The organism is uncultured Gilvimarinus sp., from assembly GCF_963975215.1.
In the GTDB taxonomy this organism is placed as follows: domain Bacteria; phylum Pseudomonadota; class Gammaproteobacteria; order Pseudomonadales; family Cellvibrionaceae; genus Gilvimarinus.
In genome coordinates this window covers 323,443-344,749 of sequence record NZ_CAXBFW010000001.1, presented here as the reverse complement: position 1 = coordinate 344,749, position 21,307 = coordinate 323,443, and the positions used below count along the sequence as shown (strand labels likewise).

Below are 21,307 nucleotides of genomic sequence, written 5' to 3'. Positions count from 1 at the left end.
AAACACTCTCATATAATCGGTCACACACTCTCCTCAAAGGACTCGTAACGGGGAACTTGCTATGGCCGATTTTGCACGACATCTTGCAGAGCACACGACCTTTCAGGCGTTTATCAATTGCTACTTACGTGAAGTGAACCCGGGCCAGTGGCTGCGCCCTGACGCCCCTCATATACAGGAGTTATTAACGACAACCACAGCACCCGGCACAGCCCTGTTACAGTTGCAGTTACCGCACCAAAGCATCACCTTATGGCTCGCCATTGGCTACCGCTCGCGCGTGGGGCGGCATCATATCGAGGCGGTATTTTTGCCAGAGCACGACACCACCAGTGGCACTTTTAAGCGCGAGGGCTTTTGGAGCACCTTGCTGTTATTGGTTAAAGAGTTATTTCACGAGCGCCAGGACGGCCACGGCCAGGGTTTAAAACACCGCCAGCTGGAGTTAACCCACCGGCTAACAGACAGCTTGCAAAACACCATCCGCTATTTAGAAGCGCGCTGGCAATCGCCCTACCAAAGCTGCGAGGACTTTATCGGCGCCGAGCAAAGTTTACTGCTGGGTCATTGGCTGCACCCCACCCCCAAGAGCCGTCAGGGAATTTTAGATTGGCAACACGAAATGGTCACCCCGGAATTACAGGGTGAGTTTCAAATGCATTACTTTGCCGCCGCCCGCCCACTGGTTACGCAAGACTCGCTTGCGTTAAAAAGTGCCGAAGATTTAATTATCGATGCCTTTGACGGCGAGCCTGGCACCATAGCGCTGGCTTACAATGAAGTCCTGCTGCCGACACATCCGCTGCAGGCTCAGTGGTTATTAACCCGGCCCCATGTGCAGCAGTGGTTAGCCGCGGGCGAGCTGCGTTATTTAGGGCCGCAGGGGCAACTGTTCTCGGCCACCTCTTCGGTGCGCTCGGTATACCACCGCCATACCCCCTGGATGTACAAAGTCTCTTTGCCGGTAAAAATCACTAACTCCCTGCGGCAAAATAAAACCCACGAGTTGCGCGCCGGTGTATTGATGGCCGAGCTTGTGACGAGCTTAGGCTTTTGTCAGACGTTTCCGCAATTTCAGCTTATTACCGACCCCGCGTATTTAACGCTGCAGCACCCCGATCACCCCGAGACAGGGTTTGAAACCATTTTGCGTGACAACCCCTTTGGCGCCCAGTCGGGTCGCGATGTGTTTTGCATTGCCGCTTTAGTGCAAGACGTCTGGCACCCGGAGCAATCGCAAACCCTACTAGGCGAAATTATTGAGCGCCGAGCTACGCACGAGCAGCGCCCCGCCCGCGCCGTCGCCTTAGACTGGTTTGACGCTTACTGGCAGTGCGCGATCGAGCCCTGCATAACGCTGTACGATCAGTACGGTATCGCCCTTGAGGCACACCAGCAAAACAGTTTACTGCGTTTATCCGCGGGTTACCCCGACACCTATTACTACCGTGACAATCAGGGCTTTTACCTCGACCAAGCGCGCCAAAAACAACTACTGCAATGGCAACCAAGGCTTAGCCCCGACAGCGAGCTTTTTTATGCCACCGGCGACATTAATGACCGCTTTGGTTACTACCTGTTAATCAACCAACTATTTGCCGTTATTTACCGTTTAGGGGCCGATGCCATTGTCAGTGAAGACGAGCTTATCGAGCACCTGCGACAAAAGCTAAACGCGCTGCGCGATGCGCTAACCGGCAGCGGGCGCCAGCTTATAGAAACCTGGTTAACGCAGCCGCTGTTACCGGCTAAAGCCAACTTACTCACCCGTGTCGAAGACATTGATGAGCTAGAGGCCGATTTAGAGCTGGCCGCCTACAGCACGATTGCCAACCCGTTGTACGACGCCGCTCAGCTCGATCAACGCCTTAAGGAGCGCGCTTATGTTTGATGCGGCAAAGACGGAGCAGGCGGCCCACCACAAATCGTCAACACCCGATGTCAGTCGGGCCAGTGACCAACACCGGTGTGGCGCCCCGAGCAATAGATTACCGGTGGCTGACAAGAGCAACGCACAACGCATTGTTCGTCAGGCACTAGAGGCGGCGTTATTTGAAGGACTCGTCGATTACATTTACGTACCCACCGGGCATCAGCTGTGGGGCACTGTATATTTCAGCCTGAAGAGTACCGATTACCGCTGCCGGGGCCGGGTGCGTGGCTTTGGCCGCATACGTCTGGCCATCGCAACGTTACAACGGGTTCATCGCGCCGGCACGCCGATAAGCGCCGAGCAGTTGCAGACACAGCTGTTAGAGGCACTCCCGGCCCAGCCCCAAGCCCGCACCCGTTTTGCGCAAGAGCTGGCCCACACGCTCCGCTGGTGCGACTGGAATACAGAACATGGTACAGCGCCCCCCGCCGACCGGCGCCCGTTAGATTTTGCTCAGTTAGAAATGGCAATGAGCGAAGGCCACCCCTATCACCCGAGCTTTAAAGCGCGCATCGGCTTTAACGAAGCAGACCACCTTCGCTACAGCCCGGAATCCAACTCACCTATTACGCCCCACTGGCTTGCTATTCCCAATCGCTTTGCGGTGTGTTCGGGGCGCGCGGAAAATCGCGAAGCTTTTTATCGCAGCGAACTGGGCGATGCGGGTTTTAAAACTCTGCAAGCGCGCGCTAAAGCGCGCGGCTTAGACCCGCAGACAATTACCTTTGTACCTGTGCACCCCTGGCAGTGGCAACAGCGTTTAGCCGAGCGCTTTAACCGCATTGGCGCTGTTATTATCGATCTGGGTCAACCCGGCGATGACTACTGGGCCAGCCAATCGGTACGAACACTCTTAAACCGTCAACAGCCCCATAAAGCAGACCTTAAACTGCCTGTAAGTATTGTTAACACATCTGCCCCCAGACACTTGCTCAGTCATGGCATAGAGTCTGCCCCGGCGCTATCGCAATGGCTTGCCGCTACCGTGGCCGCCGATGATTTCTTTAAGCAATATCCGCTGCTGATACTGCGCGAGTACGCCGGCATAAAAGTCAAAGAGTCCGAGCTGTTTACTCATTGCGACCCGACTATTTGCGAGCTGGGCGCGCTCTGGCGTGAGAGTATCGCCTTGTACCAACAGCCTCACGAAGCGGTCGCGCCCCTCATGGCGCTCGCCCTGACCGAGCGCGATGGCAAACCGTTTATCGACCCGTGGGTGCAGCGCTATGGTTTAACCCTCTGGCTGAGCCAACTGCTCGATACGGTCATTTTGCCTGTGTGGCACCTGCTGGCGCACCACGGCATTGGTCTTGAGGCACACGGGCAAAACACCATCTTGTTGCATCAAGACGGCTGGCCTGTGCGCTTAGCCGCGCGAGACTTTCACGAAAGCGTCGAGTACGTCGAAGAGTTTTTAGCCAACCCCGAAGCCGCACCAGATTTTTCTCAACAGGCGCGTTACGCCCACGCCAAACCCGATGAATACTATTGGATGCAAAACATTGAGGCGCTACGCGAGCTGGCCATGGATACTTTATTCGTTTTTCATTTATCCGAGCTTGCCCTGTTACTAGACGAGCACTACGGCTTAGCCGAAGCCCGCTTTTGGGCGATGGTAAGCGACTGTTTGGCGCGTTACCGAAAGGCGGGCTACTGCAGTGCCGAGCGGCTCGAGCAACTCGGTTATCAGGCACCGATGATTAACGTCGAATCACTGCTGCGTAAAAAGCTGTGCGCCGACGGACAAGAATATCACCACCGTGTGTTTAACCCCTTATCGCAAGATCACTGCCACTCCTTTACCCAAGAGGTGCCCGATGCTGTTTTACCTCGATGATAAACCCTACGATCAAGCCGCCATCCAACAGCGCTGGACAATACTAGACGGTATAGCCGCCCTAAAACCCTGCCGCCGCATTGCCGTGTGCACCCAGGACACCTTCGAGTGGCTGGCGATCGCACTTTACTGTCGCGAGCGAGGGTTGTCGGTCGCGCCCATTCACCCCGACACACCTCATGCCGTTGCCTTCGAAAAAGCCACTGCTTTTGGATGCGACGCCCTTATCTGGCAACATGCCGAGCAACTGCAAACGCTCGAGCCAAGCACAGAGCCCGGCGGCACCTTGATACAATTTAGCTCCGGCACCACCGGCGCCCCCAAACAAATTGAGCGCCGCTGGGCTGATATTGATATCGAGATTGAGCATTACAACCAAACCATTCAGCTAGAGCCCGACGTAGTTCCCGTGGTGGCCTGCTCAATCACTCACTCCTACGGATTTATTTGTGGCTTGCTGGCGAGCATGGCGCGCGGCGCAACACCACACATCATTACCGGCTGGAACCCCAAACACTTGCTGCGCACGCTGCAGCAGTATTCCAAACCCTTGCTGTACAGCTCGCCGGTATTTATTAAAACCCTCTTAATGCTCTGGCGCGACGCGCAGCCTTTGTACGGCGTAATGACGTCGGGCGCGGTGATGCCCGAGCAAGACTTTGCCGTGTTACAAAAGAAAGCCCGGCATATTTGGCAACAGTACGGTTGCTCTGAGGCCGGCTGTGTCGCCCTTGCCTACCAACCGGACAACGCCGGTGTTATGGGCCGGGCATTGGGCCACTGCCAATTAGTAACAAGCCGTAATCCCGTCGCCCCCACCGAGGTGATTGTACGCCAGAACGGACGCGACATTCATACCGGCGACGCCGGTTACTTAGATTCTACCGATAACCCGCAACTGCACTTTTGTGGCCGTATTGACGACACCATCATCACGGCAGGTTTCAACGTTTTCCCCCAAGAGGTGGAGCACGCGCTCACGATGCACCCAGCCATTGCCGAGGCGGTGGTATTCAGCATGCCCGACCCGCTGGCCGGCGAGCGGGTCGCCGCTATTTATATGGCCGCTACCGCGCTAACTGACGAGCAGCTACGCGAGCTCTACCAACAACACCTTAACAGTCACCAAAAGCCAAGTTGGATTCAACGGGTCGATAAAATCCCGCGTCTCGCCAACGGAAAAATTAGCCGCCGGCAACTCACGCAACGTTTTTTCAATCAGGCCGCGCAGCAACCAGGCACAACCAATAACGAGGGGGCGCCCGCATGAGCGATGAATTACAACCCAAGTTCTGGCCGCAACTTGAGCGATTAATCGCGCAGCACTTACCGCGCGTACCGCAAGACGCTCTCACGCGCGATGCACACTTAAGCTACGATTTAAATCTGGATTCGGTCGATCTTATGCAACTTTTAGTGCTGCTCGAAACCGAAGCGGGTTTTACCATCCCCGATTACGCGCTCAACCCAGAGACCTTACAAACCCTTGGTGATCTGGAGCGAATCTTAACCACAGATAGCGAACAACCTGTAGGCGAACCCGAGCTCGACGTAAAAGTGCACTGTGTGGTTAGCTGTTTATGCCACCCAATTAAACAAGCCGAGATCGACCATCGGCCCCTGTATTTTGGGGTATGGGATGCCGAAGTGTTTATCGATGATGCGTCGCGGCTGCGCTATCACGCCGATGATGTCGATCACGATTTTTTCTTTAAGTGGTTTGCCACACTGTACGGCGCAAAAGTCACCCAGTGGTACGACACCACCCTAAGCAAAGCGCACAACATCGCCCGCTTACAATCGCTGATGACCGAACGCAGCGCACGCGAACATCTGATGGTGATGATTGATATGTATCGTTTGCCGGAACGTGAGAACCGCTTTGAGTTAAATCCGTTTCCCCATTACGTGTTGCTTGAAAACAGACAACAGCCCGACAAAGTCTGGATGTGGGATCCAGACTTTCGTTGGGAGGGCGAGCTGGAGCGCCGCAAAGTACTCTACGCCATCGAATCTCCCGCCGTCGCCGGCGGCTACGCACTAGACACACGGAATTTGCACGAGCCTGCGGCCGAACAGGTTACTGCGTACTTTACCGCCTGCATGCAAAACGACAACGTGTTAACCCAAGCGGTCGAGCGGGTAATCGACGCCCATCACCCCGCCACCGGCACTGAGCCACTGGCACATTTAGGGCAGGCGCTCGCCGAGTTACCGGTACTCGCCATCCGTAAATACGCGTATGAGCACGGGCTCGCCTATTTTTACCGCGCCATGGGCCGCCCCATGGATGAGTTTGAAAGTTGGTGTGTGGTCATCGAAGCGCTGGCCAAAGGCTACGAGCAGGTGCTCTACCTTGCCAACAAGTGGGCAATAACCGAAACCCACTCGGACTACACCGCATTAACCGAGGCTATTGCCGAGCAACACCGGCGTGAGAATCGTATTAAAGCGGCGATGCTCGACGCTTACAAGGATTGGCAAGCTACACTGGCAACGACACCACAACCGCAAGAGGTACTGCAATGATGCATTTATCCCTATGCACTATTAGCTTTCGCCATCATTTAGTATCACTGCCCGAGCTTGCCACCTTTGCGGCCCGTGCAGGGCTGGATGGTATTGAGTTGTGGGCCGCGCACGCCAGTAGCCTGCGCGATCAGCCGGCGTTAAACGGCCGCTGGCTGGATGCGATGAACCTGCAGGTGTCTATGCTGAGCGATTACCTACCCTTTACCGGAAGCGCCCGACAAGGCCAGACAAAATTAGCGCAGCTATGCGACATGGCCGACCACTGGCGCACGCAAAAACTGCGCACCTTTGCCGGGCAAAAAGCCAGTGCCGACACCAACCCTTTAGAGCTACAGGCATTAGTCTCGCGCCTGCGCGATTACTGCCAACAAGCCTACGAGTGTGGTTGTGAGTTACTGATTGAAACTCACCCCAACACTCAGGCCGATACCATTCAGTCCACACTGGATTTGATCGAGGCGGTAAATCACCCGGCACTAAAAGTTAACCTGGATGTACTGCACATCTGGGAAGCCCATGAAGACCCCATCAAAGCCTGGCATTTAATGGCGCCGCACATTCACCATTTGCACTTTAAAAACATCAGCCAGCGGCAACACCTGCCCGTGTTTGCCCCGGCCAATGTTTACTCTGCCGCCGGCAACCGTGAAGGAATGGTGCCACTGTTTGAAGGTGCTTACGACTTTGCGGATTTTATCAGTATGCTGCCGCAAGACCGAATCCACAGCGCCTCGCTCGAGTGGTTTGGCCATGAGCCACAGGCGGTTATCGCCGAAGACTGTCAACAAATTCGCCGCCTGCGTGCGGGGCGCTTATGCGAAGCGTAATAAACGCCGCCGCGGGTAACCCGCCACAGCGTATTCAGGCCATCGACACCCTGCGGGGTATCGCCGTGCTGGGCATACTGCTGCTTAATATTGTCAGTTTTAGTTTGCCTCGCGCCTACATAGACCCCAGTGTTTACGGTGGCTACCAGGGGTGGAATTTAACGGCCTTTGGGATAACACATTTGTTTTTTGAGGGCACCATGCGCGGGCTGTTTTCTCTGCTGTTTGGTGCCAGCGTATTACTACTGACTGGCGACTGGCGCCGCTCTACCGCGCCGCAGGATATGGCCGATCTTTATTACCGGCGTATGATCTGGTTATTTTTGTTCGGCATTATGCACGCGTGGCTGTTTTTGTGGTTCGGCGATGTTTTGTACTGGTACGCATTAGCCGGCATGTTTTTGTATCCGCTGCGAAAAATGCGAGCGCGCTGGCTAATGGTTATCGGCGTGCTGTTACTGGCCACCCTGATACCGCGTAGCATTATTAAAGTCGTGGATGCCAGCACCACCGAACGCGAGGCCCGGGCCGCCGAGCTGCGCTTAAGTAGCGGGCACGAGCTAAGCCAACAAGAACAGGGCGCGCTCGAGCACTGGGCGGATATTCAGCGCTGGCGCAAACCCGATAGCACAGAGGTGCAACGCCAGATCGACGCTCTGCGCGGCGGATACCTGTCGGTTTTCTCCGAGCTTAAGCCAACCATAATCGCCTACCAATCGACCATTTTGTACCGTGGCGGCTTCTTCGATGCGCTGGGCATGATGTTGCTCGGTATGGCGCTTCTTAAAACCGGGGTACTGACCGCCGAGCGCTCACGCCGATTTTACGCACGCCTTGCGCTAGCAGGTATCGGGCTTGGGCTAAGCGTTAATGCGCTGGAGTTAATCGCCCTGGTGCGGCACGAGTTTAGTATCGTGGCGGTCTTAAAGTGGGGGTTTCTTGGTTTGTACTACGATGTGGGCCGCGTGCCACTCACGCTTGGCTACGTCGGGCTGGTACTCTGGCTGTGCCAGCTGGGCTGGTTTCAGTACGCCCGTAGGCAACTTGCCCTCTGCGGCAAAATGGCGCTTACGTTATACGTCAGCCAATCCATACTCTGCGCCTTTATCTTTTACGGTTTTGGACTTGGCTGGTACGGCCAATTAGAGCGCGCTCAGCTGTATGGCGTTGTGCTGGCAATTTGGCTCTTGCAGTGGCTGGCAAGCCAACTATGGTTGCGCCATTACCGCTTTGGCCCGCTCGAGTGGCTGTGGCGCTCGCTGGTGTATTGGCAGCCTCAACCCATGCGCAAGTCGCCGCGCCAACCGCTGCAGGCAAGTAGCCCCAACATTTACTAGTGTGCTGCCCGGCAATCGCTGTGGGTCCACCACGACATGCTTTATGCGTTTGCGCCCGACGGTATAAGTAATGTGCACCAGGCCATCGCCACTTTGAATCACAGCCGGATACGCGTAGCCCTCTTTAAGCGGCTGTTGCTCTAACGTTAATACCGGTTGCCAGTGAATGCCGTCATCGGACAAGGCAATATTCAAAGGGTAACGCGAGCCTTTACCGGGAGTGGCGGGATTGTGCGCCGTGTGGTTGTACACCAGCAGCTGCCGACCATCTTGCAAGGTTACCGCATCGGTGCCCGAGCTGGGGTTAGGTAGATCAATGGCCGACAACGGCGACCAGGACTTGCCGCGATCGCTTGACCAGGTAGCGGCAATCACGCCCTGCTTGGTTCTGGCCAGCGCCTGCAACCGGCCATCGGGGTAGTGCAGCACGCTGGGCTGAATCGCATCCAACCCAGGCCCTGGATCAACTGGCTCGGTCCGGCTCCAGTGACGGCCCTGATCTTTACTCATTTCAAAATGCAGCCGCCAGCCCTCGGGCCCCTCGGTGCTGGAGGGTGACAGCCAGGCTCCCATGCCGGTCATCACCGGCTTGTTTTTTATCGGCCCCAGCACCCCGTCGGGAAGGCGCCGGGGCTCACTCCAGGTGCGCCCCTGATCCGCCGAGCTAATCACCATGCCCCACCACTCGCGCGGGTTGGGGCCGACTTTGTAAAATAGTTGTAAATCGCCCCCGTCGGGCTGAAACAGTACCGGATTCCAGGTCGGTAGCGACGCACCGCCGGCCTGCTTACCGGTAGCGACTTTAACCGCAGGTTGCCACTGGCCGTCGCGCTGGATAGCCACATAGATGGCTACCTCCGGGTGCCGCTCGTGCAGGCCGCCAAACCAAGTGGCAACCAAAGTACCATCGGAGGTTTCGGCAATGCTGGAGGCGTGACTTTGCGGGTAATCCGCCGCTGGGTTGATGAGCTCCGCGTGGACGATGGCCGCGTTTGCAAGCCCTTCACCGGCGGGTACCGGAGCAACCGACTGACACGCTGTTAAAAGAACCAAAAACGCACTATAAAACCATCGCATAACACCGACCTACTCGCCCAAATGAATAGCCGGTAGCTTGGCAAGCGCTTTTGCTGATGTCAAAAAGCAACCCAGACACTCACCTTGCGCCACCGATTTACCCCCGCGCCCTTAACAAAACCTTTCAAATTGTGGCATCTATATCAACATAAGTTGCGTATACACACCATGAACACGCACAAAGCGAGTGTCCCGTCCGGTTAATTCGCATTATTTCAGCGTGTCATACAAGGGCTCTGGCAAGGCGCGGTTCGCCGCGAATGGCCGTAGCCCTTTGCAAGAATCGCAACACAGCCAGGGCCCTTGTAGGGCACACCCTGCGGGAGCGTCGTGGAGGCACTATTACGGCTTTGCGCACCTTGCCTCGCAACGGCGCTCTGAAAGCATGTGAATTAACCGGACAGGACACTAACGCTTAACACAACAAGGTAACTGCCCGATATGCTAAACCGAGCCCTCAAAAAACAACTGCAAGACACCCAGCAAAGCGCTGAGCAGGCCCAGGCGGTGGTGAACGCTTTAAAGAGCCATATGGCCTATATAGAGTTCACCCCAGAGGGCACGATTATCGAGGCCAACGAGCGGTTTCTTAATACGGTTGGCTACACCCATGATCGCATCGCGGGTAAACATCACAGCCTTTTTTGTAGCAAAGGTTATACGAATAGCGCCGCTTACCGCGAGTTTTGGCGCGCGCTGGCCTCAGGCAAAAGCACCAGTGGCACCTTCGAGCGCGTTACCGCAAGCGGCGATCCGATATGGCTAGAGGCCACTTACTTTCCCATTGTGCTAGACGGCAAAGTGATTAAAGTGGCCAAAATCGCCTCCGACGTTACCCGCGAGCACTTGCGCCTAAGCGCCGAGGCCGACATAACCACGGCCCTTAACCGCTCATCAGCGGTCATCGAGTTTACCCCGGACGGCATCATTCTCACCGCCAACGATAATTTTTTACGCACCGTGGGTTATCGCCTGGCGGATATTCAGGGCAAGCACCACGAGCTATTTTGTATGCCCGATTTTTATCGTCAGCAACCCAATTTTTGGCGCGAGCTGGCGAAGGGGGAGTTTAAGTCGGGGCGATTTGAAAGGCGTAGCGCAAACGGCGACACCCTGTGGCTTGAGGCCACCTATAACCCCATCGTCGACCACGACGGCAAGGTGTATAAAGTGGTCAAGTTTGCCACGGATATTAGCGAGCGCGTCGAGCACGCCCGTCAGGTCGCGCAAGCGGCCCACATCGCCCGCGACAGTGCGTTACAAACCACCGACAACGCCGCAACGGGCGCCAGAGTTCTGGATCAGGCCGTGGGCAACTTCGGCGCCATCAATCAGCATGTGGCCGATGCCGTTAATTTGATCGATAAGCTTAACGAGCAGTCTTCCCACATTACTGCGATCGTCTCAACTATCAGCGCCATTGCCGAGCAAACCAACTTACTCGCCCTTAACGCCGCGATCGAAGCCGCCCGCGCCGGCGACTCGGGACGCGGTTTCGCCGTCGTCGCCGACGAAGTGCGGCAACTGGCGGCGCGCACCTCACAGTCGACTCAGGAAATTGAAAAAGTCGTGAAACAAAACCAAGGCTTGACCCAAGCGATTACCACTCAAATCGACGCGGTATCAAACTCTGTATCCGCCGGTGGCGAGTTAAACGTACAAGTCGCCAAGGCCATTAAAAGCATCACAGAAAGTGCCGAGCAGGTATCAAAAACCGTAGCCGGACTTTCACTAGAGAGCCAATAAAAGCGTCACAGTGGGGACTAACAATAATAAGCCCCCTCTTTTGCGCTATCGGTTTTGCTCTATCGGTCGGAGCCGTCAGCCTACTTTGACCTTACCGTTTTTATACTCTTGCCAGGCCAGCCAGGACTATCACTCCGCCTGCTGCGCACCGCCCTCAAAACCCGAGTGCAAATTTAATTCGCCCACTTCGGTGGCTGGCCCCTCACCGTTAATCACATGATTAATGCCGCCATTTAAGCCGGCGAAGTTAGCAATATGGCTAATAGCGATGCCCGGATTATTGGGCACCTCCATCGAATTTTCTAACCGCACATTATTGCTTACCGTGGGTTCACCGCGAAAAAAGCTGTAAATACCAAAGCCCCAACCATTGTGAGTTTGCACATGATCGGCCACTTTGTATGAGGCAAACCCGGCTTTGCCGTTATCGTTCCAGGCATCGATGCTCGGTGGCTTGTAGGGGATCTCAGACTGATAAAAATAGGTGCGGCCGCGCTCACCGTTCCACAGGGTTTGATAGCCTTGAAAGTGCTCGTTAAACAAACCGTAAATGGTCACGTCGTCGCCGTTCACCACTAAACCGTTGCGGCTTTTATTTACGTTCCAGTCGGCACCGGTGCCGTGGTCGGCGCGCCACAACCATACGTGATCGACCAAAACCTGGTTGCTGTTAATTCGCAAGCAAATGTCAGCCTGCCCCACGATCGCGCCACCTACCCGGCAGTACACATCGTGTAGGCTACTGGGGTTAGCCCCATGCTTAGTACCAGAGGTTTGCGCCGCACGGGGTTGGCCCACATCAATCAGCACCGGTGAGTTAACCGGCCCGGCATCCACCATCACCCCGGCAAGTTTAACGCCGGCAACATCCGCCACGCTTATCGCTGCCTCGCCCTGCTGTGGCACCAGAGTGGGTAAACCAAGCCCCAGTACAACCGTGTTTGGCTGAGTGATGTTAAGTGCGCTATTAAGCGGGTAAATACCCGGCGTAAGCAGCAGGTGCTTACCCGCCGCCAAGGCTTGATTAAGACTGTCAGCGGTGTCGGTATCGGGCAGCGCCACATAAAAGTCCGTTAAGGGAATTAACTCTCCGGCCTCTGACTCGCCGCGCCAGCTTACGCCCGCAGTGTTGCGGGTAACCGCCGGTACAAACACCGCATACGCACCGCGGTTATCCAGCGTCAAAAAAGGCTTTTCACGCACCACCGGGGTTTGTTCGATAATGGTGGTGGGCTCTTCCGGCCACTGATCCACCGGGGCCCCCTTGACGCCAACAAACACCCGGTTCCAGTTGCCCCCGGCCCAGCGGCCGATCTCCGAGTTGCGGGTAAACCACTGCTGCCCGGTGGTAAGCCCGGCCCGGCCTTCAATCACCGAGTTGGCCAACACGCCGCCACTGGCCCAGCTGCCTTTATCAAAGTTAACGCTGCCCTCGACGTGCATACGTCGGTAAGGTGAGGCTTGAGATACCGCCCACAATAAGGTGTTGCCGTGGTGCGGCTTTACCTTAAAATTCTCCGCGCCGCGCCAGAACATGGTGGTGACTTTATTGCCTTCGGTCGAAGCAATCGACTGCACGGTTCCGTTGATACTGACATCCGCCGGCACTCGGCCAAGGCCCAGCGCCTGAACATAGTAATCCACCGTAACGTTTAACTCATACTGGCCCGGCTTAAACAGCAGTGCATAACGCTCAGAGCCAAACTCATTGTATTTTTGTTGGTGATGCAGCGCATCCAGAGTGTTTTGAATCGCTCGCTGATCCATCGTGTCATCAAACACCAGGACATGATCACCAAACACCGAGCGATAGGGTGACGTATCGAGAGAGGGGGGAGTATCACTGTGATAGCAGCTTAAAATAACCGCCGCCGACGCTGCAACGAGCAGCAGTTTTACCCCCAACACAGGGGTCAAGAAACGTTTGCGAAACATAGAGCACGACTCACTGGTTTATTAGAGTTTGAGTATGCTTCATGTGATTTGAACGACAGGGCAGCCGTTGATTTTACTGTTGCGTGCTACGGCATCTTTATAGTGTGCCGTTTAGCACATCAAAGGCTCTTAGGCCTCTTTAATGGACTGCAGTATACGCTCAAATAGTAGTCATTTACACTATTTGTCGTACCTTTTCGTCACTAAGTACAAACTTTAGGTATGCTGTAAGCCCAGCAACCACACAGCCTATTTATGTCGCCACACCCAGCCAGTTCGCAGGCACAACACGCCACCCGCGCCGCCTTTTTTATTGCCGGCAGCTCACTCGCCGCCTGGGCGCCGTTGGTGCCCTACGCCCAGATTCGGGCAAACCTCAACGAAGCTCAGTTAGGGCTATTGCTACTGTGTTTGGGGGTTGGCTCGCTGATCGCGATGCCATTATCTGGCTTATTAACCGGGCGGTTCGGGTGCCGCAAAGTCTTCACCACCGCGGCCCTTACACTGTGCGTCGCCCTGCCGGTTTTGGCGTGCACGCCCTCCAGCGGGTTACTGGCCGTGACACTTTTTATTTTTGGGGCCGGGCTGGGTACGGCCGACTGCGTTGCCAATATTCAGGCGGTAACCGTAGAAAAGGCCAGTGGCCGTGCGCTAATGTCGGGATTTCACGGTTTATTTAGTCTGGGCGGCATCGTGGGGGCACTAAGCGTCAGTGCGCTGCTCAGTGCCGGGCTCTCCCCTCTCTATGCCTCTGTGAGTATTGCGCTATTGCTGCTACTCGCCATTGCGCTCACCAAGCGGCACTTACTCAGTCACACCCGCGAAGCATCGGACACGACGCGCTTTGCCTTGCCCCACGGCATTGTTATTTTGTTGGGATTGTTGTGCTTTATTGCCTTTTTAGCCGAAGGCGCCATGCTCGACTGGAGCGCCGTACACCTACACCAACAGCAGCAAATGGCCACCGCGCACGCCGGGCTTGGCTATGTCGCCTTTGCCATCACCATGACTCTGGGGCGCCTAACCGGCGATGCAATCATTCAGCGGGTGGGTTTAATAGCGGTATTGGTGATAGGTGCCGGGCTGGCCGCGCTGGGTCTGACACTGGCTGCGCTGGCGCCAAGCTGGCAAGTGGCACTGGCGGGTTACGCACTGGTGGGGTTGGGCGGCGCCAATATTGCGCCCATTATGTACTCGCTAGTGGGCAAGCAGACTGCAATGCCCGAGTCGCAGGCGGTTCCGGCGCTCACCACGATCGGCTACGCCGGCATTTTAGTGGGGCCGGCGATGATTGGCTTTGTCGCTTATCTCACAGGGCTGACGGCGGCGTTTTTACTGGTTGCGGGGTTTCTGCTCACAGTGGCCGCCGTCGGGCCGGCACTTGGGCGCGCCTTTGCCAACGGCAACTGAGGCTTTAGGCACTTTTACTCTAAATACCCCGCCCGCATAAGCCGGTAGTAAACATACTCGCCCCCCAAAGCAACGGCTGTGAGCGCGACCAGCATTACCAGGGTGTTTGCTATCGTTGCCACCACCACCGCGACCGACACCAGCGATGTCAGCACAATAAGCACCACTACCGGCACCAGCTTAACCGGCGTTTTGGCCTTGCAATTAGAACAGGTAATACGGGCCGGATTCACCGACTTGACCACATCGCCAAAACTGAGCGGCGCATGACAATGGCTACAGTTTTTCACCTTTCTTCTCCGTCGCAAAAATCCACTTAATAGAACCACTTGTTGCCCGCAAGGTCAAGGCACGTTTTTGACGCACCAGAGCACCACCAAACGCAACCAAGAATCGGTAACTGCAGCGGACAACGAATTTTTAAAGCCGTGAATTTTTGGCGCTTATTATTTTGCACCAAAGGCTTGTTATGCAAAAAATCGTGGCGCAAAAATTTAAATAAAAATAATTATTCATTTTTATCACGCAATGATTTTGAAGCCAAATTAACTCTATCGCGTGCGTCGGTTCTCGTTTCCAGCGAGCGGACATTGAATTACAGGGCCAATCACACTAATCAATGATACCGATCCAAAGTACCCGGTGCTTTAGCGGATTTGTTGATTCATTTTTTTTGCAAAAAAAACAATGAAACCCGGGTGATTATTTTTACCGAACCGAGCACCAAAAAAATAATGTTTAGGTCGCGAAAAAACAAAAATGATGAATCTAGCTTTATCGATAACATCGCCATTATTTTTAGCAAAAAATGATAGCGCTGCCATAAGGCCGACTCTACCGATAAAACTAAGATGCAAAGAAACCAAGGAGAGCCTATTCAGGCCGGAATAAAATGAAAAGGAGTTCTGATAATTTACCGGCTTGATTGCCCGCGTATTAGCCGACACATAAACGACAAGTCAGCGGTTAATACAACACTAAAAACACTAGAAGGATTTTTTATGCGTAGCAACAGATTACTCCTCAGCTCATTAATACTGCTAGCCAGCAGCAACGCACTGGGCCACGGCTTAATGTCCGACCCACCGGCGCGCAACTGGTTTTGCGGTGCCAGCACCAAACCCGACACCGCCGAACCCGGTAGCGCCTGTGCCGAGGCGTTTGCCGATGACTTTACCGGCGGCTACTCGTTTATGAGTGTACTGACTCACGATGTCGGCCGCGCTGGGGTAACACCGCTACCGGACAACGTCTGCGGTTTTGATAGCGAAACTTGGCAGGGCGGCGCCACCCCGTGGGACAAAGCCATCGACTGGCCCACCAACCCCATGAGCGCCGGCGAGCAAACCATTACCTGGAACATTTCCTGGGGGCCGCACTTTGATGACACCGAAGAGTTTCGCTACTGGATCACCAAACCCGGTTTTGAATTTCAGGTGGGCCAGCCATTAACCTGGGACGACTTTGAAAGCCAGGCCTTTTGCGTGCTGGAGTACGACGACAGCAACCCCAACGCCAACCCCAATATTGTGCCGGATAAAGGCAACGCACTGTTTCACACCAGCTGCGATGTGCCAGAGCGTACCGGGCGCCACGTTATTTACGGCGAGTGGGGCCGCAACGAGTACACCTACGAGCGCTTTCACGGTTGTGTTGACGTAAGTTTTGATGGCGACACAGGCACCATCCCCGTTGTTGCGGATATTACCGCCACCCCCGATGGCGGCACATTTGCCGGCGCCGGCAGTATTAGTTTTGATGCATCAGGGTCTCAGGGCGACAACCTAAGCTACAGCTGGAGCCTTAACGCCGATAACGATTCGCTCTACAGCTTAAGTGCCAGCAACGGCAGCAGCACGGTATTAACCTTAACCGAGCCCGATGCCCAGCAAACAGTGACGGTAAACCTGCAAGTCAGTAACGACGACGCCACCAGTACCACCTCGATCGATATTGTTCACCTACCCGCCGCTGGTGCCAACTGGGAGGACTTAGGCCCTCTCAGTAACACCGCACAAACGTTAGCGGTAGGTTATGAAGTCAGTCTGCGTTTGGTAGAAAGCAACGGCACCGATGTGTATTTACCCGAGCAGGCACTGGTGCTGGATGCGACTAACGCCGGTGCCAGCGAGTGGCCTTTTGCCCTGGCACAAGCGGTTAACGATGAGAATACCGATGTGCAGGTGGGTGTGTTAAATGCCGAAGGCGACGTGGTTGCCAGCCAAAGCGCCACGGCTAATCGAGTCTATGCCGAGTCTCCGGCCAATTACACCAGCGCCTTCTTACAAGTCGACACGGCCAGCTCTTCAAGCAGTTCATCCAGCAGCAGCTCCGACAGTTCGACTCCCACCGGCACCGCCTGTAACTGGTACGGTACGACTACGCCTCTTTGCAGCAACAGCGATGACGGCTGGGGTTATGAAAACAACCAGAGCTGTGTCGGCGCCAATACCTGCGCGGCACAACCGGCGCCCTACGGTATTATCGGCGGATCATCCAGCAGCGACTCTAGCACGTCATCCAGCTCGTCCAGCTCATCGAGTGCAGCAGGTGGCGGCGAAGTCAGCTGCGACTATGAAACGCAAAATGCCTGGGGCTCTGGCTTTACCGCGAACATCACCCTCACCAACGAGGGCGATACCGCCGTGAATGGCTGGCAGGTGCAGTGGCAATACAGCAATGCAGTGAGCATCGTAAACAGCTGGGAAGCCGACGTTAGCGGCAGCGGACCATTTACCGCCAGCGATATTGGCCGCAATAGCGTCATCAACCCAGGGCAATCGGTTAGCTTTGGCTTTCAGGGCTCGGGCAGCGCCGAAACCGTTAATGTCACCGGCGATATTTGTCAGTAACTAAACATCAAAGAGTAGTTAAGCCCACCGGGATAACCTCGGTGGGCTTAATATGGGTTTACTCTGAACGCACAATCGGATTGGAAACAAACCAGTGGCTTTCGTCCGACTCGCTCACCATCAGTCCGGTCACTGCCCGATCGACAATACTGACACCCACTTGCGCCATCGCGTTAAAGTTATCGATGCCGTCAGCGGGAAAGTTACGACGTGTTCTGTGAATATTAAAGCGTTCAGAAAAGGACTGATTAAATGCGTTTTCAATTCCCTCACGCCCCAACATAAAGCCTAGCAATCCGCCCCAGGTAGCGGCGGGGTTGTCTGAGTCCCACCCGGTAAGAGCGGCAATTTTTAGCGTCTGTTTAAAATCCCCCTCGCCGTAAAACCAACTGATTAAGCTCGCCGCAAAATTAATTCCGGCGGCGAAACAACCGTTGCAATACAGCTCTCTTGACGTAATGTCGTAACCATCTGCCTGATCAACTTGATAGCGCTGATAGACAGCATCACGCGTGGCCTCCCAGCTCGCTCCACTTTGGTACTGGTGCCAGACAAAATCGTACATGGCGGCCGGATACTCCCCCTCGGTTAACCGTGCGCGGGCCTGCTGTGCTAACCACTGCGTATCTTCAGCCGAGGGCTTGCCAAGGGAGAAACCCGCCGCTAATGAATACATCGTGACATAAAACTCTGCAATTTCAGCGGCGGCACCACTGGCCGTAGTGCGAATCGGTAGGTGCGCCATGGCGAGCGCCACATCGGGCCGCGCGGGCGCAAACAAACCAAATATCTCGGTAGTTAGCTGCGCATCAATCATGTCGTAGTGTTCATTATTGCTGGGTAAGCTGGTATCGGGGGGCAACATCCCTTGCGCCATCAAATCGTAGGCTCGCTGATTAGATACCCACAAAAAGTTCTCGTAGTTTCCGTCGGGGTCTTTGCCAAAGGGAGTTGGCTCGGTGCTGGGGTAAATATGCGTAAGCCAACCAGTTCGAATTTGCTTGGCGGTTAATAAGCTGGTTTCTTCCTCAGCCAACAAATACTGATAGATATACTCGATATCTGTATCGTCATCCGAGCCCCAAATACCTTCCGGGCCCTCAAATACAAAATCAATGGTCGGCGATAAATCACTCGGAACACCCTGCCCCCAAATACTGGGCTGATCAGGCTTACCCCAATCATCGCGAGTATAAAAGTCACCCGTTTTAATATCACCGATATTGCCAACCTTGTCCATCTCGGTAACCAACCCGGTCCAGTTGGCAATGCACTGCCCCAACCAAAAGCCGTAAAGTTGCTGTTGGTAGTCAGCCTTAGAGATGTTTAGAGTTGGTGTTTTTATCTCGACGGTTTCGGCGCCTGCTGAATTAACACAGACAAGCAGCAGGCTGGTAGAGGCTATTAATTTTAGCGAAGTTATTATTTTCATAGGCCCTTCAATGTCAACAATTGCAGTGTTATTCGGTAGGTATTTATTCCGACACTTTTGCCACGCTTACCACTCGCGTTCCGGCAATTAAATCGTGCACGCAGCGTTTGTCTGAGCGGAAAATAAACAACACATCAACCAACATCAGAAACCCACCAATAAAAGGAATACCGCCAATTAAAGCGACTAGAAAATAGCGCTTTGCCAGCAGTGGGACAAAGGCTGGCGTTTTACCATCTAGGGTGACAATCGCGATATCGACACAGTGCTTACCAATGGTTTGCCCGCGACGGTACAGCAGCCAGCCGTGGAGTACCAAAAACACCCCCCAACCGAATAAAGCCAGCAGCGCAGTAGTCGTCCATGGCAGTGCCGAGCCTGCCTCGGGGTTCTCCAGCATGTTATCCCACACACCAAAATACACCGTAGCCGGCACAACCACTAACAGTGATAGTGCCGTATCGATAATAACGGCAAACAGCCGCGCCGCACGAGGGGCGAGAGTGTAAGAGGTATCGGCGATGGTTGCTGTTGGCTCGTGCGTGTGCTCTTGATCGGTTTGCAAGTGGCTACCCTACCGTTGAAAGATGGACGATTAAGGGGGCTAAGCATAACGATGTGTATTAAGCCTCGCAACTAATCCCTAAGTGCCAGCCCTAAGTACCAGCCCCTAAACACCAGCCCCGCCAAGCCCCAGTTGCCAACCGGCATAAAAAAAGCCCACACAACTAAGCGCTGTGTGGGCTTTTGTGAGCGCGGGCAGCCCAAAGGCTACCCGAAGAGGCCGGTCGTTATTGCAACTCAACCACCACCACCGATTTTGCCGGAATTTCCAGCTCATCTAAGTCGGCAGAGAAAGCCACCGGATGCAAAACATCGGGCTTATCAAAAGTATTGAGGGCGTCCATGGCGTCAGCCGTTAGCATTTGCCCCACGGCGCGCTTGGCCTTAACGCCGTCGATATCCAGCTCAATCTCGGCCGCATTTTCCGGATCCATGTTCACCAGCGCGAGATACAGCTTGCCATCTTCGCCGCGGGCTACCGATGCGGTGACCGCTGGAACACTTTCATCGCCTTTTTTGTATTCGGGCGAATCAATCTCAAACGGAATAGACGTAGCGTTTTGGAACACCTTGTACATGCCGTACGCATGGTAAGTCGGCGTCAGTACCATTTTTTCTTTATCGGTCAGAATCATGGCCTGCAGCACGTTCACCATTTGCGCGATATTGGTCATGGTGACCCGCTCGGCGTGCTCGTGGAAAATATTAAAATTCACCGCCGCTACGACGGCATCGCGCAAGGTGTTTTGCTGATACAAAAAGCCCGGGTCGCGCTCGGGCTCTGGGTCGTACCAGGTGCCCCACTCGTCTACGTAAAATTTAATATCACCCTCTGGATCGTTTTCTTCCAGCTTGGCCAGGTTTGCGCGAATATAGTCATCGATTTTGTAAGTGCGCGTCATGGTTTTAAACCAGTCGTCTTCACTGAATTTAATCGCGCGGCCTTTGTTGTCCCAATCACTGTTGGGCAAGGTGTAATAGTGGTAGCTGATACCATCGATTTTTTGCTCGATGTTTTTACTCAGCACATCGGTCCAGCTGGTGTCTTCACTGTGACCTCCACTGGCCACTAACTTGGGCATATTGCCTTTAGGCGCTTTCAGGAAGGTCGAGTACTGACGGTATAAATCTGAATAGTACTCGGGGCGCATATTGCCGCCGCAACCCCAGGCTTCGTTACCCACACCAAAGTAGGCAATTTCAAAGGGTTCTTCACGGCCATTTTTACGGCGCTCTTCAGCAAGCGTTGAGCCTTTCTCGCCGGTCATGTACTCCATCCACTCGGCCATGTCCCGCACGCTGCCACTGCCCAGGTTGCCGTTTACATAGGCGTCTGCGCCGAGCAACTCGACGAACTCAAAAAACTCGTGGGTACCAAAGGTGTTGGGCTCTTCTACCCCACCCCAGTGAGTGTTTACTTTAACCGGGCGCTCATTGCGCGGGCCGATGCCTTCACGCCAGTGATACTCGTCGGCGAAGCAGCCGCCGGGCCAGCGCACCAGCGGCACTTTAATGTCGCGCAAGGCGTTTAGCACATCGTTGCGAAAACCGCGGGTATTGGGAATGTCGGAATCCTCACCGACCCAGACGCCCTCGTAAATACCGCGCCCTAAGTGCTCGGCAAATTGGCCGTAAATATCTTTGTGAATCAGCGGGCCGGATTGGTCGACGTCAAATTCGATCTCGACTTTGTGGTCTTTAGCCAGCAGAGGATGGCTTGCCAGTAAAACACCGGCGGCAATGAGGTTTCTTATTTTCATGTGGGCTCCCTATTTAGTCATTATGTATACAAAGGTATTTATCGTTATATAGTACAAAAAAGCCC

14 protein-coding genes and 1 pseudogene are annotated in these 21,307 nt (G+C 54.7%); 9 read left to right on the top strand and 6 right to left on the bottom strand.

Annotated elements, in window-relative coordinates:
- Window positions 1–61: 61 nt before the first annotated feature.
- The 6 genes from AAC019_RS01375 to AAC019_RS01350 are packed head-to-tail and all read left to right on the top strand — an operon-like array spanning window position 62 to window position 8,466.
- Window positions 62–1,891 (top strand): IucA/IucC family protein, encoded by a 1,830-nt coding sequence (locus tag AAC019_RS01375; RefSeq protein WP_339896763.1) that lies wholly within the window; start codon window positions 62–64, stop codon window positions 1,889–1,891.
- A complete protein-coding gene (locus tag AAC019_RS01370; RefSeq protein ID WP_339896762.1) occupies window positions 1,884–3,770 on the top strand; it encodes an IucA/IucC family protein in 1,887 nt (628 codons plus the stop codon). The genes AAC019_RS01375 and AAC019_RS01370 overlap by 8 nt, the downstream gene beginning before the upstream one ends.
- Entirely contained in the window at window positions 3,751–5,040 is a 1,290-nt protein-coding gene (locus tag AAC019_RS01365; RefSeq protein WP_339896761.1) for an AMP-binding protein, read from the top strand. The genes AAC019_RS01370 and AAC019_RS01365 overlap by 20 nt, the downstream gene beginning before the upstream one ends.
- Window positions 5,037–6,299: a DUF6005 family protein gene (locus tag AAC019_RS01360; RefSeq protein ID WP_339896760.1), complete on the top strand. Its 1,263-nt coding sequence runs from the start codon at window positions 5,037–5,039 to the stop codon at window positions 6,297–6,299. Before AAC019_RS01365 ends, AAC019_RS01360 begins: the two co-directional genes overlap by 4 nt.
- Window positions 6,296–7,129, top strand: coding sequence for a sugar phosphate isomerase/epimerase (locus AAC019_RS01355; protein ID WP_339896759.1), 834 nt, complete (start codon window positions 6,296–6,298; stop codon window positions 7,127–7,129). The genes AAC019_RS01360 and AAC019_RS01355 overlap by 4 nt, the downstream gene beginning before the upstream one ends.
- On the top strand, window positions 7,117–8,466 hold the full coding sequence (locus AAC019_RS01350) for a DUF418 domain-containing protein (RefSeq protein WP_339896758.1): 1,350 nt from the start codon (window positions 7,117–7,119) through the stop codon (window positions 8,464–8,466). The genes AAC019_RS01355 and AAC019_RS01350 overlap by 13 nt, the downstream gene beginning before the upstream one ends.
- An 81-nt stretch (window positions 8,467–8,547) precedes the next feature.
- Here the strand turns inward: AAC019_RS01350 and AAC019_RS01345 are convergent.
- Window positions 8,548–9,543, bottom strand: a pseudogene (locus tag AAC019_RS01345) (sialidase family protein); the annotation flags it as partial.
- A gap of 441 nt (window positions 9,544–9,984) precedes the next feature.
- Between AAC019_RS01345 and AAC019_RS01340 the strand changes: the two are divergent.
- On the top strand, window positions 9,985–11,289 hold the full coding sequence (locus tag AAC019_RS01340; RefSeq protein ID WP_339896757.1) for a PAS domain-containing methyl-accepting chemotaxis protein: 1,305 nt from the start codon (window positions 9,985–9,987) through the stop codon (window positions 11,287–11,289).
- Window positions 11,290–11,418: 129 nt separating this feature from the next.
- Here AAC019_RS01340 and AAC019_RS01335 read toward each other — a convergent pair whose 3' ends face one another.
- On the bottom strand, window positions 11,419–13,224 hold the full coding sequence (locus tag AAC019_RS01335; RefSeq protein ID WP_339896756.1) for an adenylyl cyclase: 1,806 nt from the start codon (window positions 13,222–13,224) through the stop codon (window positions 11,419–11,421).
- A gap of 255 nt (window positions 13,225–13,479) precedes the next feature.
- Between AAC019_RS01335 and AAC019_RS01330 the strand changes: the two genes are divergently transcribed.
- Entirely contained in the window at window positions 13,480–14,634 is a 1,155-nt protein-coding gene (locus AAC019_RS01330) for an MFS transporter (RefSeq protein WP_339896755.1), read from the top strand.
- A 14-nt stretch (window positions 14,635–14,648) separates the two neighbouring features.
- Here AAC019_RS01330 and AAC019_RS01325 read toward each other — a convergent pair whose 3' ends face one another.
- Window positions 14,649–14,924 carry a hypothetical protein gene (locus tag AAC019_RS01325; RefSeq protein ID WP_339896754.1) on the bottom strand — a complete coding sequence of 92 codons (276 nt, stop codon included), beginning with the start codon at window positions 14,922–14,924 and terminating at the stop codon, window positions 14,649–14,651.
- 711 nt (window positions 14,925–15,635) lie between these two features.
- Between AAC019_RS01325 and AAC019_RS01320 the strand changes: the two genes are divergently transcribed.
- Window positions 15,636–17,486, top strand: a complete 1,851-nt coding sequence (locus AAC019_RS01320) for a lytic polysaccharide monooxygenase (RefSeq protein ID WP_339896753.1) — start codon at window positions 15,636–15,638, stop codon at window positions 17,484–17,486.
- 58 nt (window positions 17,487–17,544) lie between these two features.
- On the opposite strand, the gene AAC019_RS01315 is transcribed toward AAC019_RS01320, so the two are convergent.
- The 3 genes from AAC019_RS01315 to AAC019_RS01305 form a co-directional block, all read right to left on the bottom strand.
- On the bottom strand, window positions 17,545–18,918 hold the full coding sequence (locus AAC019_RS01315) for an ADP-ribosylglycohydrolase family protein (RefSeq protein WP_339896752.1): 1,374 nt from the start codon (window positions 18,916–18,918) through the stop codon (window positions 17,545–17,547).
- Window positions 18,919–18,961: 43 nt separating this feature from the next.
- Window positions 18,962–19,483, bottom strand: coding sequence for an RDD family protein (locus AAC019_RS01310; protein WP_339896751.1), 522 nt, complete (start codon window positions 19,481–19,483; stop codon window positions 18,962–18,964).
- Between the two features lie 226 nt (window positions 19,484–19,709).
- A complete protein-coding gene (locus AAC019_RS01305) occupies window positions 19,710–21,242 on the bottom strand; it encodes an alpha-L-arabinofuranosidase C-terminal domain-containing protein (RefSeq protein ID WP_339896750.1) in 1,533 nt (510 codons plus the stop codon).
- Between the last annotated feature and the right edge of the window lie 65 nt (window positions 21,243–21,307).

Coding starts and splice junctions, on each gene's coding strand:
- AAC019_RS01375 (WP_339896763.1), top strand. CDS start 62: ATGGCCGATTTTGCACGACATCTTGCAGAGCACACGACCTTTCAGGCG.
- AAC019_RS01370 (WP_339896762.1), top strand. CDS start 1,884: ATGTTTGATGCGGCAAAGACGGAGCAGGCGGCCCACCACAAATCGTCA.
- AAC019_RS01365 (WP_339896761.1), top strand. CDS start 3,751: ATGCTGTTTTACCTCGATGATAAACCCTACGATCAAGCCGCCATCCAA.
- AAC019_RS01360 (WP_339896760.1), top strand. CDS start 5,037: ATGAGCGATGAATTACAACCCAAGTTCTGGCCGCAACTTGAGCGATTA.
- AAC019_RS01355 (WP_339896759.1), top strand. CDS start 6,296: ATGATGCATTTATCCCTATGCACTATTAGCTTTCGCCATCATTTAGTA.
- AAC019_RS01350 (WP_339896758.1), top strand. CDS start 7,117: ATGCGAAGCGTAATAAACGCCGCCGCGGGTAACCCGCCACAGCGTATT.
- AAC019_RS01340 (WP_339896757.1), top strand. CDS start 9,985: ATGCTAAACCGAGCCCTCAAAAAACAACTGCAAGACACCCAGCAAAGC.
- AAC019_RS01335 (WP_339896756.1), bottom strand. CDS start 13,224: ATGTTTCGCAAACGTTTCTTGACCCCTGTGTTGGGGGTAAAACTGCTG.
- AAC019_RS01330 (WP_339896755.1), top strand. CDS start 13,480: ATGTCGCCACACCCAGCCAGTTCGCAGGCACAACACGCCACCCGCGCC.
- AAC019_RS01320 (WP_339896753.1), top strand. CDS start 15,636: ATGCGTAGCAACAGATTACTCCTCAGCTCATTAATACTGCTAGCCAGC.
- AAC019_RS01315 (WP_339896752.1), bottom strand. CDS start 18,918: ATGAAAATAATAACTTCGCTAAAATTAATAGCCTCTACCAGCCTGCTG.
- AAC019_RS01305 (WP_339896750.1), bottom strand. CDS start 21,242: ATGAAAATAAGAAACCTCATTGCCGCCGGTGTTTTACTGGCAAGCCAT.